We start from the raw sequence: 18,012 nt of genomic DNA on the forward strand, positions 1-18,012 counted from the left end.
TCTTGCGCACGCTGTCCACTACCGCCGTGGTGCTTGCCACCGCGTTGTCGTTGAGCTGGCCGCTGTCGGTGTGGTGGCTGCAGGGCACCCTGGGGCCCTGGCCACTGCTGCTGATTGGCTGCGGGCTGATCGCCTGGCGCCTGCCCCAGGCACGCGGCCTGGCGATCCTTGCCGCTCTGGCGCTGCTGGCGGTGGGGCTTGCCGTCGATGCCGAGCTTGGCATGCGTGGCTACCCGGTGGCCGTCAATGCGGTACTGCTGGCGTCCTTCGCCGCCAGCCTGTGGCGAGGCATGCCGGTGATCGAACGCCTGGCGCGTCTCAAGGAGCCCGACCTGCCCCCCGCCGGGGTGCGCTATACCAGGCGCGTCACCCAGGCCTGGTGCCTGTTCTTCCTGATCAATGGCGGTATCGCTGCCTGGACGGCGGCCTTTGCGGACCTGGACGTCTGGACCCTGTACAACGGCGTTATCAGCTATGGCCTGATCGCCCTGATGTTTACCGGCGAATGGCTGTGCCGTCGCCGGTTGCGGAGCTCCTCCTCATGACACGCCCCATCATCGGCGCCCCGACAACCCGTGACGGCTATCTGTGTCTGGCAGATCGCCCCTGGCGCCAGGCCTGGCCGGACGCTCGGCACCTGCCCTCCCGCTGGTGTCATTCCCGGGATCTTGGCCGGCGAATCGACGCCTGGCTCGCCTGGCTCGCCCCTCGCCCGCACGGTCGCTGGCTGCTGCTCGACCCAGACCCGATCACTTTTACTGCAGCCTTGCTGGCACTCTGGGAGAGCGGACAAAGCGCGCTGCTTCCCGGCGATGATCGTCCCGCCACTCTGGCGCGACTGATGCCGCTGGTCGTCGGCCGACTCCCCGCCGAGCCATCGCCGGAAGACACCCAGGATCTGTCTGCCCGGGATTCCCTCGCCACTACACAGCGGGAAACCGATCGGAACTCTGCCGGTGCGACGGTGGTGGCGGCTGACAGCGAGGCAGCGGAAAAAGAGGCGGTGGTGCTGTGCACCTCGGGTTCCACCGGTCAACCAAGCCTCGAGCCCAAGTGCTTTCGCCAACTCGACGAAGAGCTCGAGCGTCACGCCGCACTGTGGCCGCTGGCACAGACAGCCGTGGTCTGTCAGGTCAGTCACCAGCATATCTACGGCCTGCTCGCCGGTATTCTGGCACCGCTGTGTCACGGCGCCCCCTTCTGTGGCGACGACAGCCGCTTCCCCGAGGTGATGGCCCAACGGGTCAGCGAGGCAACCTCGGTCGGGCTGAACGCCTGCCTGGTCGCGAGCCCCGCGCAACTGTCGCGGCTGCCGCAGCACCTGGCCCTGCACCACCAGCGCATTGCCCGGGTACTGTGCTCCGGAGCGCCGCTGTCCAGGGACGACGCCATACGCTGCGAGCGTCTGCTCGATAGCCCGGTGATCGAGATCTACGGCAGCACCGAGACAGGCGGCATCGCCCATCGTCGGCAGTCGAGCGGTGATCTCTGGACCCCGTTCCCCGGGGTCGAACTGGACCTGAATGACAGCGCTCTGAAGTTACGCTCGCCCTTTCTGGCCCGGCCGGAGCAGTGGTGGGACCAGGCCGACCGGGTCGAGCGCCAGGGCGAGGGCTTTCGCCTGCTGGGGCGCCGCGACCGACTGGCCAAGATCGGCGGCAAGCGTGTTTCGCTGACGGCGCTGGAACAACGTCTGTGCCAGCACGAGGTTGTCCAAGACGCCCGCTGCGTGGATCTCGACTTGCGCGACGGAAGGCTCGGCGTGGTGCTGGCCGTGGCCGGCGATGCGCTACCCCAGCAGCACGAGGCCAGAAGACGGCTGATCTCGACCCTGCGCGAGCACCTCGCCAGCGAACACGAGCCGTCGGCGATTCCGCGCTACTGGCGCTTCGTCGAGTCGCTTCCACTCAATCCCCAGGGCAAGCACGATCACGCTACCCTGCGTCGCTTCTTCGATGACCTCGACGACGATCGTCTGCCGCGCTGGCTGGGCGCGGTGGACGTCGACGACGAGCAGCGCATCACCCTCGAGGTACCCGAGCGTCTGCGCTATCTGGAAGGCCACTTCGAGGGCTTCGCGCTGGTTCCCGGGGTGGTGCTGGTGCAGTGGGCCATCCACCACGCGCGTGAGCGCTTTCCGGCGCTTTGCGCCTTTCGCGGTGTCGACCGGCTGAAGTTCCAGAAGGTCCTGCGTCCCGGCCAGCGCCTGACGTTGACGCTCAAGCGTCGTACCGATGGCATCGCTTTCTCGTTCGACTCGCCGAAGGGTCGCCACGCCGGCGGCAGGGTCCGGCTGGAGGCACGCCATGACTGAGCTCCGCCCCTGCGCCGTGGTACCGGTCTACAACCACCCCGACAGTGTGGCCGGAGTGGTCGGGCGGCTCGCCGATCTGGGCCTGCCGGTGATCCTGGTGGACGACGGCAGTGAACCGTCCTGTCGCCGGGAACTCGAGCGTCTGGCCAGCGACGGCCACGCGCTGGTGACCCACCAGCACAATCGTGGCAAGGGCGCGGCGGTGCGCAGTGGGCTGCTCGAGGCCGAGCGGCTGGGCTACAGCCACGCACTGCAGGTCGACGCCGATGGCCAGCACCACCCGGACGACCTGCCTGCCTTCATCGATGCCATGCACCAGACGCCCCATCGTCTGCTGGTCGGCTACGCCCGCTATGACGACAGCGTGCCCAGGGCCCGGCTGTACGGCCGCTACGCCACCCATGTGTGGGTCTGGATCAACACCCTGTCGCGGCGGATTCGCGACTCCATGTGTGGGGTACGCCTCTACCCCCTGGCTGCCGTCAATGGCCTGCTGCGTCGGCACCCCTGTGGTGATCGCATGACCTTCGACACCGAGGTGCTGGTGCGCTGGTACTGGGCCGGGGGCGAACTCACCAACCTGCCGGTACGGGTGCACTACCCCGAGCAAGGAGTCAGCCACTTCGCCCTGTGGCGCGACAACGCCCAGATCAGCGCCATGCACGCCCGCCTGTTCGTGGCCATGTGGCCCCGCCTGCCCGGTCTGCTGTGGCGCCATCGGAGGCAGCCATGAACCGCCACTGGGCCTCCATCGGCGAGCGCGGCACCCTTTCGGGGATGCTGTTCATGGTCTGGCTGAGACGCTTCGGCGACTGGCCCTTCCAACTACTGCTGTGGCCGGTGATCCTGTGGTACTACCTGTCCCACCGCACCGCCCGGCGCGCCTCCCAGGACTACCTGACACGGCTCGATCCGGCGCTCGAACGACAGCCACTGCGGCTGCGGGCACGTAGCTTTCGTCACTTTCTGTGCTTTGGACGCTCGCTGATGGACAAGGTGGCCGCCTGGAACGGCGAGTATCCCCCCTCGCGGCTGTCCGGCGGAGGTGTACAGCACTTCGCCCAGGCCGTGGACGGCGGCCAGGGGGGCCTGATTCTGGTCGCCCACCACGGCAATCTGGACATCGTCAACGCCCTCAGCGAACGCCACCCCTCGCTGGACCTGACGGTGATCATGCACACCCGCAACGCGCGCAAGTTCAACGAACTGCTGGAGCGCGCCACCGGCCGCCGCCGCCCCGAGATTCTCGAGGTCAGCGAGATTTCACCGTCCAGCGCCCAGCGCCTGGACGCGCGCATCCGCGCCGGAGGCTTCGTGGTCATCGCCGCCGATCGCATTCCCTTGCGCCAGGGCCGTACCCGTGCGCTCGAGTTTCTCGGTGCACCGGCGCCCTTCCCCGAGGGCCCCTTCCTGCTCGCCAGCCTGCTGCGCTGTCGACTCTACCGGCTTGCCTGTGTGCGTGATGGCGACGGCTTTGTGGTCGACTTCGACCTGATCGACGACACCTCGCGGCTGGGGCGCCGTGGCCGCAGCGCCTGGATCGCCGAGGCCATGCAACGCCATTGCGCCGACCTGGCCTGGCGCGTCCAGCGCCACCCGTTGCAGTGGTTCAACTTCTTTCCTTTCTGGATCGCCGACGAGACGACTGACCATGACCCACCCCGCTGAGCCGACCGCCCCCTTGATCCTCGATGGTGGCGCCCTGAGCCTGGAGGACGTACTCGATGTGGCCCAGCGCCGCCGGTGCGTCGCGCTGTCGCCAGCTCCCGAGTTTCGCGCGCGCATCGAGCGCGGCCAGCGCTTTCTCACGCGCCTGCTTAAAGAAGACGGCGTGGTCTACGGCGTCACCACCGGCTACGGCGACGCCTGTACCCGACCGGTGGCCCACCAGGACATCGACGACCTGCCCCGCCAGCTGTACACCTTCCATGGCTGCGGCATGGGTCAGGACCTCGACATCGAGGCTTCCCGGGCGGTGGTGCTGGTGCGTCTGGTATCGCTGTGCCAGGGCGTGTCCGGGGTCAGCTTCGAGCTGCTCGAGCGGCTGGCCTGGCTGCTCGAGCAAGACGTGCTGCCGGTGATTCCCGAGGAAGGCTCGGTCGGCGCCAGCGGTGACCTGACGCCGTTGTCCTATCTGGCCGCGGTGCTGTGTGGCGAGCGCGAGGTCATCGACAATGGTACCCGCCGTCCGGCCGCCGAGGCCCTGGCCGAGCGCGGCCTGGCCCCCTATCGACTGAAGCCCAAGGAAGGCCTGGCGCTGATGAATGGCACTGCGGTGATGACCGCGCTGAGCTGCCTGGCCTTCGCCCGTTGCGCCTACCTGGCACAACTGTCGACGCGCATCACCGCGCTGTCGGTCCAGGCGCTGGACGGCAACCCCTACCACTTCGATGCCGAACTGTTTGCCGCCAAGCCGCACCCGGGACAGCAGCAGGTGGCCGCAAGGCTGCGCCAGGACCTGCACGCACCGCGTACCCCGCGTAACTCCCCCAGACTGCAGGATCGCTACTCGACCCGCTGCGCGCCCCACGTAATCGGCGTCGTCGAAGACGCCCTGCCCTGGTGGCGGCAGTTCCTGACCAATGAACTCAACAGCGCCAATGACAACCCCTTGATCGATGCCGAGGCCGGCAAGGTGATGCACGGCGGCCACTTCTACGGTGGCCACGTGGCTTTTGCCATGGACAGTCTGAAGCAGGCCGCCGCCAATCTGGCCGACCTGCTCGACCGGCAGTTGGCACTATTGGTGGACAGCCGCTACAACCATGGCCTGCCGAGCAACCTGAGCGGCGCCAGTACCGAGCGCCTCGCGCTCAATCATGGCTACAAGGCGGTACAGATCGGCGCCTCCGCCTGGACCGCCGAGGCGCTCAAGCTGACCATGCCGGCCAGCGTGTTCTCGCGCTCCACCGAGTGTCACAACCAGGACAAGGTCAGCATGGGCACCATCGCCGCGCGCGACGCCCTGCGCGTGCTGACCCTGGTCGAGCAGGTCGCCGCCGCGACCTTGCACGCCGCGGTGCAGGGCGTCGAACTACGCAGCCGACTGAACGACGCCGGCGCCGTTCCCGAGCGCCTGGCGGCCTTCGTCGACAGCGTGCGCCGCGACGTCGCCCCCCTGGCCGAGGACCGCGCCATGGACAGCGACCTCAACCACCTCTGTGGCCTGATACGCCGCCGTCACTGGAGGCTCTATGACGCCTGACGATCGCCCGCTACCCCGAGCCGAGGTGGAGCTCGAGGTGCCCTTTCACGACGTCGACATGATGGAGGTGGCCTGGCACGGCCACTACGTGCGCTATCTCGAGATCGCCCGCTGCCGGCTGCTCGACGCCATCGACTACAACTACCTGCAGATGCGCGCATCAGGCTTCGCCTGGCCGATCATCGATCTGCGCCTGCGCTACGCCGCGCCCGCTCGTTTCGCCCAGCGCCTGGCCATCGAGGCTCGCCTGAGCGAATGGGAAAACCGCCTCAAGATCGACTACACCATCCGCTGCGCCGAGAGCCGCAAGCGCCTGACCCGCGCCTGGTCGGTCCAGGTCGCGGTGGGGCTGGACGATGGCGAGATGCGCCTGGCCTCACCACCTGCGCTGATCGAGCGGCTGATCGCCTGGCAGGAGGCGCAACCATGAACCACAGCTCCACGCACCACCGTTCACACCAGCCTCACTGGCCTCACTGGGCTCACGGGAAAAGCCGAGCCTTGAGGGGCGCCCTGGCGGGCACCCTGCTGGTGCTGCCGATGCTGGCAACGGCTGCTGTTGCCTCCACCGGCACGGTACCGAGTCTGCCGCAGTTGAGCCGGCAACTGGAGCAGCATCAGCCGGCCTGCGTGAGTTTCGAGCAGAACCGCTGGATGGCGGACCTGCAGACCGAACTGCCCAGCGCCGGCTACTTTCGTCGCGAGCCCTCTGGGCTGGTGTGGCAGACCCTGAGCCCGATCGAGGATCGGGTCGTGCTGTCCGCCGACAACCCCGAACTGCCACCGGGGCTCAAGGCCCTGCTACCCGTTCTGACGGGACTGTTCGACGGCAACTGGGCGAGCCTTGAAGGGCATTTCAGCGTGCGCCTTGGCGGCAACCTCGATGACTGGCAGGCACAACTTGCGCCCCTGGACAGGGCCATCGCCGAGCGTCTGCAAGGGATCGAACTGGACGGCGCCGAGCAGGTCGAGCACCTTCAGGTCAGCTTCACCGACGGCGATCGTCTGCGCCTCGAGTTGTCGCCGCTGCCCTGTGACGCCCTGACCGGAGCCCCCGGCGCATGAGTCTCGGGGGCACTGATTCAGGCCGCGGCGCGCTGTTGGCGAGTCGCGGCTGGGGACTGGTGCTGCTGGCCTGTATCGTGCTGCTGGCCGTGCAAGTGCTGCGCGGTGCGCCACTGGATACCCGCATCACCGCCCTGCTGCCCGAACATCAGCAGGGCGAGTTGATCGCCCGCGCCGATGACAGTCTTGCGTCCACCTTCGAGCGCCGCTTCTTGTTGCTGGTCGCGAGCGACGCGACGCCACACGCCGCCCCCGTGGAGGCGGTCAACGAGCTTCGCCAGGCGCTGACGGCCAGCGGCATCATCGCAAGCCTGGATAGCCAGTCGCCGCCGCGCCCGGATCAGACCCTGACCCCCTATCGCTATCGCCTGCTGACCGATTCGCTGGCCCGCCAAGACGCCGAGGCCTGGCGCCAGCGCGGCCTGTCACGGCTGTTCGCCCCAGGCGTCGACGCCGATCTCGAGCGCGACCCCTTCGGCCTGCTCGACGGCTGGCTCGAGGCGCGCTTCCAGGGCCCGGTCAGCTGGCACCCCGGCGGCCCCGGGGTGGTCACCGACAAGACCGAGTGGAGCCTGATCGGCGCAACCCTGGCGGCCAGCCCCTACGACATGGCACTGCAGCAAGAGCTGAGTGCGGTGCTGGAGCGCTTCGGCCAGGCGCATCCCGAGCTGACCCTGCTGCGCGCCGGGCTGGTGTTCCATGCCGCCGCCGGTGCCAGGCAGGCGAGTCACGAGATCGCCACCATCGGTCTGGGTTCGCTGTTCGGCATTCTGGCGTTGCTGGCGCTGGTGTTCCGCCGCCCGCTGGTGATCGCCACGCTGCTGTTGCCGGTGGCCACCGGTCTGGTCTTCGCCAGCGCGCTGACCTGGCTGATCTTCGGCTCGCTCAACCTGATCACCCTGGCCTTCGGCGCCAGCCTGATCGGTCTGTCGGTGGACTACGCGCTGCACCTGCAATGCACCCGCCAGCTCAACCCGGGGCGCTCGCTGCGCTTGTTCTGGCCGGGCCTGGCGTTGGGCCTGGCCTCGAGCCTGTGCGCCTACCTGGTGCAACTGGCGACTCCCTTGCCGGGGCTGCGCCAGATGGCCACCTTCACCGCGCTCGGCCTGATCGGCGCCTGGCTCAGCGTGCGTCTGTGGCTGCCACGGCTGCCGCTCTATCACCACCCGGCTACCGCCACCATCGCCAGGCGGCTCGATCGACTGCGTGTCGGCCGCGGCCAGCGCTGGGTGTATCTCGCCCTGGCGCTGGTGCTGGTTGTGGCTGCCGTGCTGGCGCTGACCCGGAGCACCACCAGCCATGACCTGCGCCAGCTCAATCCGTCGCCGGCTGCGCTGATCGCCGAACAGCAGCGGGTGCAGACGCTGCTCGAGCGTCCGGCCAGCTTCCGCTACCTGATCGTCAGCGCCGAGACCCCGGATGCCCTGCTGAAGCGCCTGGAACAGCTCGACGAGCCGCTTTCGCGGCTCGAACGGGAGGGCCACCTGTCCTCCCATCGCCACCTGGCCCAGGCGGTACCGTCGATGCAGACCCAGGAGCACAACCTCGAACGGGTGCGCGAGCGCTACGCCGCGGCCCTGCCGGAGCTGCTGACGGCCGCCGGCTTGCCCTCGACGCTGATCCCGCGCCTTGAAGATCCTCTGCACGAGGTGCCCTTCCTGTCCCCGCAGACCTGGCTGTCGAGCCGCGCCGGCGAAGCCGACCGTGCGCTCTGGCTCGACGGCCTCGAACGCCCCGCCGCCCTGATCACCATCGGTGAGGTGGACGCCACCGCATCGAAGGCGCTGACGCAGCTCGCCGAGTCACCGGACGTGATCTACCGCGATCGGGTCGCGGCGCTGTCGCAGCAGCTCGCCTTGCTCAGCGAGGAGCTGGTGCGCTGGCTGGCACTCGCCCTGGCACTGCTGGTGGTGGTGTTCGGCCTGCGCTACCGGCGCCACGCCTGGCGGGTGCTGCTGCCGCCGGTGGGCGCGGTGATCATCACCCTGGGTCTCTACGCACTGAGCCACACCGGCCTGACCCTGTTTCACCTGCTGGGTCTTTTGCTGGTGCTCGGCATCGGCCTCGACGCCGGTATCTTCAGCACCGAGCACCCGCAAGACCCGGGCGCATGGCTGGCGATCAGCCTGTCCTGCGCGTCCAGCCTGCTGGCGTTCGGCCTGTTGGCTTTCAGCGCCACGCCGGCACTGCACTTTCTTGGTCAGACCTGCCTGATCGGACTGGTTGCCACCTGGTGCCTGGTCCCCCTGGCCCGAGGCGCGACGGAACGCGCTGGCGTGGCCGCCCACCGGGGTGTCGCAGGAAGCGACACCCAAGAACTGGAGAGTTCATCCCATGGAAGATCGACCTGATACCGACGTCGCCATCATCGGTGCCGGCCCCTCGGGCGCGGCGGCCGCCGCCTGGCTTGCGCGCAAGGGCTATTCGGTCAGGGTGCTGGAGCGCACCCACTTTCCGCGCTTCGTCATCGGCGAAAGCCTGCTGCCCCAGTGCATGGTGCACCTGGAGCGCTGCGGCCTGCTCGAGGCGGCCAAGGCCGGTGGCTACCAGCCGAAAAACGGCGCCGCCTTTTGCCGGGGCGACGACTACGCGGCCATCGATTTCCGTGACAAGTTCAGCGATGGCCCCGGCACCACCTGGCAGGTGCCCCGTGACGACTTCGACCAGCGCCTGATCGAGGGTGCCAGGGCGGCGGGTGCGCGCGTCGACTTCGGCGTCAGCGTCAGCGACTTTCGCGCCGATCCGTTCAGGCCGCGACTGAGCTGTGTCGACGATGACGGGAAGTGCTTCGACATCGAGGCGCGCTTCGTCCTCGATGCCAGCGGCTATGGCCGCGTGCTGGCACGCCTGGAAGCGCTGGACCGCCCCTCCAGCCTGGCCACTCGCTGCGCGCTGTTCACCCACGTCGAAGACCGTATCGATCGCGCCGAGCATGACCGCGACAAGATTCTGATCGGCGTCCACCCGACCCACCCCGACGTGTGGTACTGGCTGATCCCCTTCCGTGACGGGCGGGCCTCCGTCGGTGTCGTCGCCAGTCCCGAGCTGCTCGAGAGCGCCGGCGACAGCGACGACCAGCGGCTGTGGGCGATGCTGGGTCAGGAGCCCCGCTACGCTCGCCTGCTCAAGTACGCGAAGGCCACCCGCGAGGTCCAGCGCATCGATGGTTACTCCGCCGATATCACCCGCCTGCACGGGCCGGGCTTCGCGATCCTCGGCAATGCCGGCGAGTTTCTCGATCCGGTGTTCTCTTCCGGCGTCACCATCGCGCTGGACTCGGCGCTGCGCGCGGCGCCACTGGTCGCAGACCAGCTCGACGGCGAGGCCGTGGACTGGGCGCAGGACTTTGAAGCACCGCTGCGCCGTGGTGTCGCCACCTTCCGCGAGTTTGTCGATGCCTGGTACGACGGCCGCCTGCCACGTGTCATCTTCCATCCGGATCAACAGCCCCGGGTGCGTCAGATGATCGCCTCGGTGCTGGCGGGCTACGCCTGGGACATCGACAACCCCTTTGTCGCCGCCAGCCGTCGACGCCTCACCAGCCTGGCCGAGCGTTGCGAACTGGACAGCCAGGCCGTCGCTCCGTGAAGCTGCGCTCTACGCTCCCGCACCACCCGCCAAATGGCGGGTGGTCGAGCCCCTGGGCCAGGCTGCGTGGGCCAGGCAGGTCCTTCGCGGCGCTGGTGATACTCTGCCTGCTCGGCGCCTGCGGGTTGGGTCCAGGCGTGGCGCCGATGCCGGCACTGCACACGCTTGCGCCCATCAGCGCCCAGACCCAGCGGCTGACCTTCGAGCACCAGGGCGAGCGCCGCGTGCTGCTCGGCGTGCTGCGTCATGACCACCAGCAGCTTCAGTTGGCGCTGATAAGCCCTCAGGGCCAGCGACTGCTGACCTTGGTGCAGGATGACGAGGGCGCGCGCTTCGCTCCGGGCGCCGCCTTCGAGCCGCCTTTCAGCGCCGACTGGCTCGCCAGCCGCCTGAGTTTCAGCCTGTGGCCCGAAGCACGCCTGCGCGAGGCCTTCGCCGGCAGCGACTGGTCGCTCGAGCAGCGCGACAACGAGCGCCGCATCTATCATCAGGGCCGCCTGGCGGTGCGACTCGAGATGACGCCGACCTGCCACGTGATTCATGATATCGAGGCTGACTACCGGCTCAGCGTGGCGACCCTCGCGCCCTCCCCGGATACCCGCGAGAACAAAAGCCCGAACAGCAGCGTCAGCACGACCACCACCAACCATAACGCAGTGACCGATTCACCATGCCCCTCGACGTGACACCTGCGCAGACACCCTGCCGACTGCATGCGCCGGCACTGGTCTGCCCCCTGGGGGATGACCTCTCGACCATTGCCGCGCGGCTGTTCGACGGCCAGCACGGTCTGGTACGAAACGATGAATACACCCCCGGCAGGCCGCTGTGGCTGGGCACCGTGACCACGCCGTTGCCCGACGACGGTGACTGGCCGGCGCGCCATCGTTCGCGCAACAATCGCCTGCTGGACGCCGCTTTCGCGCGTCTGCGGCCGACCCTTGATGACTACCTTGCCAGCCATCCCGGGGCACGCCTGGGCGTCGTGCTGGGCACCAGCACCTCCGGTATCGGCGAGACCGAAACGGCGGTGGCCCATCGTGCCGCCAGCGGCCAGTGGCCGGAGCCCTTCCACTACTGCCGCCACGAGATCGGCGCAGCGTCCGACTTTCTGGCCTGGCGCCTGGCCACCGAGCGGCCGGATATCCGTCTGATCACCGCCTATACCCTGTCGACCGCCTGCACCTCCAGCGCCAAGGCCCTGGCCAGCGCCAGGCGGATGCTCAAGGCGGGGCTGTGCGACGCCGTCATCGCCGGTGGCGCCGACAGCCTGTGCGGACTTACGGTGAACGGCTTTGCCGCCCTCGAGGCGGTCAGCGACGAGCCCTGTCGCCCCTTCGCCGAGGATCGCGACGGCATCAACCTGGGCGAAGGCGCCGCACTGTTCCTGGTCACCGCCGAACCCGGCGGCGTTCAGCTCAGCGGCTGCGGCGAGACCAGCGACGCCCACCATATCTCCGCCCCTCGCCCCGACGGCATGGGCGCTCTGGAGGCCATGCGCGCCGCTCTCGAGATGGCCGGCCTCGGCCCGGATCAGATCGACTATCTGAATCTCCACGGCACCGCCACCCGACAGAACGACAGCATGGAGTCCCGGGCGGTCGCTCAAGCCTTCCCCGATGGCGTGGCCTGTGGCTCGACCAAGAGCCTCACCGGCCACACCCTGGGCGCCTGCGGCGCGCTGGAGGCAGCCTTCTGCTGGCTGGCCATGCACCACAACCGGCGGCCGCCACATCCGCACGCAGCAGACCCGCAACTGCCCGCGCTTTCGCTGTGCGGATCTGATACGACGCCAGCCACCGAGGTGCGCCGTACCCTGACCAACGCCTTCGCCTTTGGTGGGAACAATATCGCCCTGGTGATGGAGCGCGCGCCATGACGACACCCCCGACTCCCGTGACAGCCCCCCTTATGTCCACTGATGCCTCTTCTTCCGGCAGTGCAGACGCGCTGCCCCCTATTGCCGACCTGGTGCCCCACTCCGGCGCCATGTGCCTGCTCGACAGCGTGCTGGAGATCGGTGAGGAACATCTGATCGCCCGTATCACGCCCGACCGGCAGGATCCCTTTGCCAATGACCACGGCATTCCCGGCTGGGTCGGCCTGGAGTGGCTGGCCCAGGCCATCGCTGCCTGGTCCGGGCGGGCCGCCCGCGAGGCCGGAGGCGAACCCCGGATCGGCTTTCTGCTGGGCTCACGGCACTATCACTGCGACGTCGAGCATTTCGTCTTCGATTCCCCTGTCGAGGTCAAGGTCGAACTCGACTACCGCGCCGACAATGGACTCGGCGCCTTTCGTGGTGAATTGCGCGACGCAAAGGAGCTGCGCCTGGCCCACGCCACCCTCAACGTCTTTCAACCCGACAGCGCCGAGACCCTGTCGGCCATGCTCGAGGATTCAGCGCCATGACCGATACCCTGCTCGTCACCGGTTCCAGTCGGGGCATTGGCCGCGCCATCGCCCAGAGGCTCGCCCGCGATGGCTTCGATATCGTGGTCCACTGCCGCAGCCGCCGTGACGCCGCCGAACAGGTGGCCGACGAAGTTCGCGCCCTGGGCCGTGACGCCCGCGTGCTCTGCTTCGACGTCACCGACAGAGACGCCGCCAGAGCCGCTCTCGAGGCCGACATGGAGGTCCACGGCGCCTACCACGGGGTGGTCTGCAACGCCGGCATCACCGCCGACGGCGCCTTCCCTGCGCTCACCGATGACGACTGGGACAGCGTCATCGATACCGGCCTCAACGGTTTCTACAACGTGGTCAAGCCGATCACCATGCCCATGGTGCGACGCCGCAAGCCAGGCCGCATCGTGGTCATGTCGTCGGTGTCGGGGATCATGGGCAATCGCGGCCAGGTCAACTACAGCGCCGCCAAGGCCGGCCTGATCGGTGCGGTGAAGGCCCTGGCGGTGGAGCTGGCCAAGCGCCGGATCACCGTCAACGCGGTGGCCCCGGGACTGATCGACACCGACATGACCGAGGGTCTGGCCAGCGAGGAAGCGCTGAAGGCGATTCCGATGCGCCGCAGCGGTCGCGCCGAGGAGGTGGCCGCCACCGTCAGCTTCCTGTGCTCCGAGGACGCAGGCTATATCACCCGCCAGGTTATCGCCGTCAATGGAGGCCTCTGCTGATGCATCACAATGGACATCGAGCCGATGGACTTGGCCGCCGCGTGGTGATCACCGGCATGGCCGGCTTTTCTCCCGTCGGCAACGACTGGGACACGATCAAGACCCGACTGCAACGCGGTGAAAGTGGAATTCGCCACCTTCCCGAGTGGGACGTCTACGATGGGCTCAACACTCGCCTCGGCGCCCCGGTGGAAGACTTCAGCCTGCCCGCCCACTACCATCGCAAGGCCCTGCGCAGCATGGGGCGCGGCGCGCGCATGGCCACCCGCGCCAGCGAGCTCGCGCTCGAGGATGCCGGGCTGCTCGGCAGCGCCCTGCTGGGCAGCGGCGAGATGGGCATCGCCTACGGGGCCTCGGCCGGCGAGCCCGACGCCGTGGCCGACTTCGGCAACATGCTGATCAACAAGTCCACCGACGGTCTCAACGCCAACTCCTACATCCGCATGATGGCCCACACCGCGCCGGTCAATATCGGCGTGTTTCTCGGCCTACGGGGACGGATTCACACCACCTCCAGCGCCTGCACCTCAGGCAGCCAGGGCATCGGCTACGCCTACGAGGCGATCCGCTTCGGCCGTCAGAAGGCGATGATCGCCGGCGGCTGCGAGGAACTGTCCGCCTCGGAGGCGGCGGTCTTCGACACTCTGTTCGCCACCAGCACCCGCAACGACACCCCCGAGGCGACACCACGGCCCTTCGATCGCGACCGCGACGGCCTGGTGATCGGTGAAGGCGCCGGTAGCCTGATCCTCGAGGACCTGGAGCATGCCCAGGCTCGCGGCGCCCGCATCTACGCCGAACTGGTCGGCTTCGGCACCAACAGCGATGGCCGCCACGTCACCCAGCCCGACGCCGCCATGATGGAGCGCGCGATTCGCCAGTCCCTCGACGATGCCGGCGTCAGCCCCGCCCAGATCGGCTACGTCAGCGCCCACGGCACCGCCACCGATCGTGGCGACATCGCCGAGAGCCAGGCAACCCGGGCTGTATTCGGCGAGCGCCAGCCGGTCAGCGCCTTCAAGAGCTTCACCGGCCACACCCTGGGGGCCTGCGGTGCCCTCGAGGCCTGGGTCGCCATCGAGATGATGCGCGAGGGCTGGTTTCACCCCACCCTCAATCTCGACCATCCCGACCCGGCCTGCGCCGAGCTCGACTACCTGCGCGGCGAGAGCCGACGCATCGACTGCGAGTATGTGATGAGCAACAACTTTGCCTTCGGCGGCATCAACACCTCCTTGATCTTCCGCCGCTGGCCGTAGCTGAAGCCCAAGGGGCCACCAGGCCTCCCACCAAAAAGAAAGGAAACGACACCATGAGAAAGGGAATCCTCGCACTGACGCTACTGGTCGCAGGCCTTGGCGCAGCCGCCAGCGCACAAGCCAGGGACACCCCCTACTTCCTGCCGATCCAGGAAGCCCTGGCCACACCGGCCGCCCAGGAGAAGCTGGACCCGAACATCCGCCTGGTGTTTGCCGATGCCGGCGGCAACGTCAGCCAGGACTTCGGTGAGGTGGTCACCAGCCGCAAGACCAACGCCTTCAACAAGACCGACGAAGAGGCCTGTCGCTGGGTCATGCTGTCGGCGCTGATCGCGCTTCAGGATAGTGCCCGCCAGCAGGGCGGCAACGCCGTAGTCAACATCGAGAGCTTCTACGACAGGAACGCACGCGCCTCGACCAGCGAGTACGAGTGCCACGCCGGCGCCTTGATGGCCGGTGTCGCGCTGAAGGGCGATGTCGTCACCCTGCGCTGAGGCTCGCCTCCCTCGCCTGCTGCTGGCCATCGCCGAACTGCCGGCCAGCGGCACGCCCGATCAGGGTGCGGCACGGGGGAGAGAACAAGGAATTGGGTCGCAGCAAGCACGCCAAGGACACGACAACGGACGACAGCCGCGACGCGTTCAAGCAGGCATTCGCGGCGAGGCTGCCTCGCACCTGGGCCGTGAACGGCTCAGCCGACTCGCCGCCGGACTCGGCTTTGACTGCCCGGTGGCGGGCTGGTCCCCTCGCGGTGCCGGACCACCTCGCCATCCCGGGCTACCCTCGCCCTGGACCGCGTGCCTCAGCCACAGCGGCAGCCTGGTCGTCGTCGGGCTCGCCGAAGTGCCGGTAGGGCTGGATATCGAATGTCCCGATCGGCGACAGCGACAGCGTCACCGAAGCCGCCTCGATGGCCTGATCGCGACGCTGCCCGAAGCCAGCGTACGCAGGGCCATCCAGCGGGCGCCGGATGCCCTGGCAGCCTTCTACCGCGCCTGGACCCTGTACGAGGCCCGCTACAAGCTCGGCTGTCTCGAAGGCCAGCCCCCGGACCACGTCCTTGCCACCCGCATCGGCTCATTGATGGCGCTTGATCTGACCGACATGAACAGCCATTCGAATAGCCATACGAATAGTCAGCAGTCGGGCGATCCCCTCTACGCCTGGCAGGCCCAGAATGACCGCCTCACCCTGAGCCTGTGCGCCCGTGAACCCGGGCTGACCATCGAGATGTGCTTGGGTGGATTGGAGTTCCCGGACTGGACGGGGCTTCCACAGACATTCGATTGAGAGAGCGTCATCGGCGCCGGATGGGGCCATCTGGAAAGCAGGATGTGGGCCTTCATGTGCTGCCGTCCTGCCTCATGCTTGTCTTCTCAGCTCCGCCACCTGCTCAAGCTCGAGTCCGCAGATCTCTGCGATTTCGCGATCGTCCATGGCGGTGCGCGCAAGCAGGTTACGCGCGGCTTCCAGGCGCCCTTCCTCGCGCCCTTCCTCGAGTCCCTTCTGCTTCCACTGTTCAGGCCATCGTTTGGCACGTTCCGACAGCATGGTGTGTACCTCCTCAAGGTCATTGAGCGCCTGCCACTGCTCGTGGTCGTCGTTCCCGCCCGGCACCCAATTGGGCAGCAGAACGCGCTTGATCCATGTCGCGAAGTGGCGCCGCAGCCGAGCCTGCCCGGGTGATTTCAACCACTCCACCAACTGGCCGATGGTGTCGATCACGTCCTGTTGGCTGTGGTGATACTCCAGCCGAAAGATGGCGGCAACCAGGTTGCGGGTGTCTGCGGGCCAGCGCTCGTCGGCGACGATCGCACCTTCATCCAGCAGCAGATAGGACTGCGAGGGCTGGTAGCGAGCCAGTTGTGCCGCCACGGGATGAATCAGTTCGGACAGCTCCTTCGCTGCACTCCAGCGTCTTTCTCCATTGTAGAGGACGATGGGCAGCACCGGCGGCAAGCTGCGCTCGCTGGCCAACTTTCTCTGCTTCACCAGGTCCTGATACAGCAGACCCACGTAGGTCATGATGCGCAGCGCCATGAAGGGATCGACGCTGCTCTGAAACTCGATCAACAGATAAAGGTACAGCCAATCATCACCAGAACGCACCCGCCAGATCACGTCACCTTCGCGGTCGCGAAGATCATCCGTCACGAAACTGCCGCTGACCTTCTCCAGGCTGTCCAGGTCCAGCCGCTCGACCCACTCGCCTTCGACGAACCCGGTCAAGAGGTCACGTATCACCCTGGGCTCACTGAACAGCAGCTTGTAGCTCTGATCATGTCTATCACGCATGGCAGGCTGGTCCGTCAATACATCCTGCATCGCAGCGTGGCGGCTAATCACACTCTTCTCGAGCCCACACGTAAGCTTCAGCACAGACAAGGCCAGCATGTGAGTTGCATGGGGCAGAATGACGGCGGCTGCCGAGAATCAGGCAGCCACTAATCGGCGAGTTAACAAGCGCACGCGTTCAGCACCGTGCCTTCCACCAAGGTCTACCCCATTCGAGGCATTCCTGCCTTGCCTAAAATGTCAGACATTAACTATAGTAACGTCGAACATTATGGAGGCCTGGATGGACGCTCTCGCTTCACTCCCGAGGCCCGCCGAGGGTCGCGGTGCCGCGGCGCTGGCCGAGGTACTGGCACGGGCGATTCTGTCGGGACACTGGCAGCCGGGGGATCTGTTTCCTCGGGAGCTGGATCTGTGCCAGCACTTCGAGGCCAGCCGCAATCGGGTGCGTAACGCCCTGGGCGAACTCAGCGCGGCGGGTCTGATCGAGCGCACCGCCGGTCGCGGCACCGTGGTGCGCGATATCGTCGACTGGCATCTGCTGGATCCGCAGATGAGCGGCTGGATGGCCAGCCTGGACGCGCCCCACCCGCAACTGGTCGAGGCGGTGTTTGCCTTTCGCCTGGCAGCGGAACCCTATATCGGCGAGCTGGCGGCGCTTAACGCCTCCGGCGAAGACCTGGCACGCATCGAACGCGCCTTTGAAGGCATGCAGGAGACCGCCGATGCGGCCTCACAGCGACTGGCCCACGCCGAGCACGATGTGGCCTTTCACGACGCCATCTATCGCGCCAGCCACAACCTGGTCTGGCGCCAGATGGGGCTGCTGTTGAGACCTTCCATCGTGGCCCTGATCCAGCGCTCGCAGCGCCATGCCGGGAGTTCCTCTGACGGCCCCACGGACGACGCAGCAGGCGGCCATGCGCGTGGACTCAGCGACAGCCTGGAGCGCCACCGCCAGCTACTCGAGGCGATTCGCCTGAGGCAGCCAGAGCAGGCCCGCCGCGCCACGGAACTGCTGCTCGAGCGCACCGCACGTGACCTGGACAAGACACTCCCGGCCAGTGGCATCACGACACCGGCGTCGCGACACCTTTAAGCCCGTCCGCTCGCTTCACCCAACCCCATCGACATCGGGCCAAGCAGGCCCCCACA

At 67.5% G+C, this 18,012-nt stretch carries 18 protein-coding genes; 17 read left to right on the forward strand and 1 reads right to left on the reverse strand.

From position 1 onward, the window contains the following. Positions 1-2: 2 nt before the first annotated feature. The 16 genes from KUW00_RS16530 (at position 3) to KUW00_RS16605 (ending at position 15,852) form a co-directional block, all read left to right on the forward strand. Positions 3-545, forward strand: a complete 543-nt coding sequence (locus tag KUW00_RS16530) for a hypothetical protein (RefSeq protein ID WP_231498698.1) — start codon at positions 3-5, stop codon at positions 543-545. After that, a complete protein-coding gene (locus tag KUW00_RS16535) occupies positions 542-2,314 on the forward strand; it encodes an AMP-binding protein (protein ID WP_222569635.1) in 1,773 nt (590 codons plus the stop codon). The genes KUW00_RS16530 and KUW00_RS16535 overlap by 4 nt, the downstream gene beginning before the upstream one ends. Further along, positions 2,307-3,047 (forward strand): glycosyltransferase family 2 protein, encoded by a 741-nt coding sequence (locus KUW00_RS16540; protein ID WP_213230414.1) that lies wholly within the window; start codon positions 2,307-2,309, stop codon positions 3,045-3,047. Before KUW00_RS16535 ends, KUW00_RS16540 begins: the two co-directional genes overlap by 8 nt. Beyond that, positions 3,044-3,982, forward strand: coding sequence for a glycosyl transferase (locus KUW00_RS16545; RefSeq protein ID WP_222569636.1), 939 nt, complete (start codon positions 3,044-3,046; stop codon positions 3,980-3,982). Before KUW00_RS16540 ends, KUW00_RS16545 begins: the two co-directional genes overlap by 4 nt. Beyond that, a complete protein-coding gene (gene hutH / locus KUW00_RS16550; RefSeq protein WP_222569637.1) occupies positions 3,966-5,519 on the forward strand; it encodes a histidine ammonia-lyase in 1,554 nt (517 codons plus the stop codon). Before KUW00_RS16545 ends, hutH begins: the two co-directional genes overlap by 17 nt. Next, positions 5,509-5,949: an acyl-CoA thioesterase gene (locus KUW00_RS16555; protein WP_045993622.1), complete on the forward strand. Its 441-nt coding sequence runs from the start codon at positions 5,509-5,511 to the stop codon at positions 5,947-5,949. Before hutH ends, KUW00_RS16555 begins: the two co-directional genes overlap by 11 nt. Further along, positions 5,946-6,584, forward strand: a complete 639-nt coding sequence (locus KUW00_RS16560; protein WP_222569638.1) for a LolA-related protein — start codon at positions 5,946-5,948, stop codon at positions 6,582-6,584. Before KUW00_RS16555 ends, KUW00_RS16560 begins: the two co-directional genes overlap by 4 nt. Continuing rightward, positions 6,581-8,935, forward strand: a complete 2,355-nt coding sequence (locus KUW00_RS16565) for an MMPL family transporter (protein ID WP_222569639.1) — start codon at positions 6,581-6,583, stop codon at positions 8,933-8,935. Before KUW00_RS16560 ends, KUW00_RS16565 begins: the two co-directional genes overlap by 4 nt. After that, positions 8,919-10,172, forward strand: coding sequence for an NAD(P)/FAD-dependent oxidoreductase (locus KUW00_RS16570; protein ID WP_222569640.1), 1,254 nt, complete (start codon positions 8,919-8,921; stop codon positions 10,170-10,172). The genes KUW00_RS16565 and KUW00_RS16570 overlap by 17 nt, the downstream gene beginning before the upstream one ends. A gap of 146 nt (positions 10,173-10,318) precedes the next feature. Further along, on the forward strand, positions 10,319-10,858 hold the full coding sequence (locus KUW00_RS16575; RefSeq protein ID WP_222569641.1) for a DUF3261 domain-containing protein: 540 nt from the start codon (positions 10,319-10,321) through the stop codon (positions 10,856-10,858). Beyond that, on the forward strand, positions 10,843-12,051 hold the full coding sequence (locus tag KUW00_RS16580; protein ID WP_222569642.1) for a beta-ketoacyl-ACP synthase: 1,209 nt from the start codon (positions 10,843-10,845) through the stop codon (positions 12,049-12,051). Before KUW00_RS16575 ends, KUW00_RS16580 begins: the two co-directional genes overlap by 16 nt. A gap of 32 nt (positions 12,052-12,083) precedes the next feature. Beyond that, complete coding sequence (locus tag KUW00_RS16585; RefSeq protein WP_222569643.1) at positions 12,084-12,581, forward strand: hypothetical protein; 498 nt, start codon at positions 12,084-12,086, stop codon at positions 12,579-12,581. After that, entirely contained in the window at positions 12,578-13,303 is a 726-nt protein-coding gene (fabG, locus tag KUW00_RS16590) for a 3-oxoacyl-ACP reductase FabG (protein WP_222569644.1), read from the forward strand. The genes KUW00_RS16585 and fabG overlap by 4 nt, the downstream gene beginning before the upstream one ends. Then, positions 13,303-14,562 (forward strand): beta-ketoacyl-ACP synthase, encoded by a 1,260-nt coding sequence (locus tag KUW00_RS16595; RefSeq protein WP_222569645.1) that lies wholly within the window; start codon positions 13,303-13,305, stop codon positions 14,560-14,562. The genes fabG and KUW00_RS16595 overlap by 1 nt, the downstream gene beginning before the upstream one ends. A 53-nt stretch (positions 14,563-14,615) precedes the next feature. Further along, positions 14,616-15,056 carry an excinuclease ATPase subunit gene (locus KUW00_RS16600; RefSeq protein WP_108133500.1) on the forward strand — a complete coding sequence of 147 codons (441 nt, stop codon included), beginning with the start codon at positions 14,616-14,618 and terminating at the stop codon, positions 15,054-15,056. Next, entirely contained in the window at positions 15,037-15,852 is an 816-nt protein-coding gene (locus KUW00_RS16605; protein ID WP_222569646.1) for a hypothetical protein, read from the forward strand. Before KUW00_RS16600 ends, KUW00_RS16605 begins: the two co-directional genes overlap by 20 nt. 72 nt (positions 15,853-15,924) lie before the next feature. On the opposite strand, the gene KUW00_RS16610 is transcribed toward KUW00_RS16605, so the two are convergent. After that, entirely contained in the window at positions 15,925-16,857 is a 933-nt protein-coding gene (locus KUW00_RS16610; RefSeq protein ID WP_222569647.1) for an Rpn family recombination-promoting nuclease/putative transposase, read from the reverse strand. A 283-nt stretch (positions 16,858-17,140) separates the two neighbouring features. Between KUW00_RS16610 and KUW00_RS16615 the strand changes: the two genes are divergently transcribed. Beyond that, entirely contained in the window at positions 17,141-17,956 is an 816-nt protein-coding gene (locus KUW00_RS16615; RefSeq protein ID WP_222517084.1) for a FadR/GntR family transcriptional regulator, read from the forward strand. Positions 17,957-18,012 lie beyond the last annotated feature (56 nt).

This window comes from Halomonas sp. DP5N14-9 (genome assembly GCF_019802175.1).
GTDB lineage: Bacteria > Pseudomonadota > Gammaproteobacteria > Pseudomonadales > Halomonadaceae > Halomonas > Halomonas litopenaei.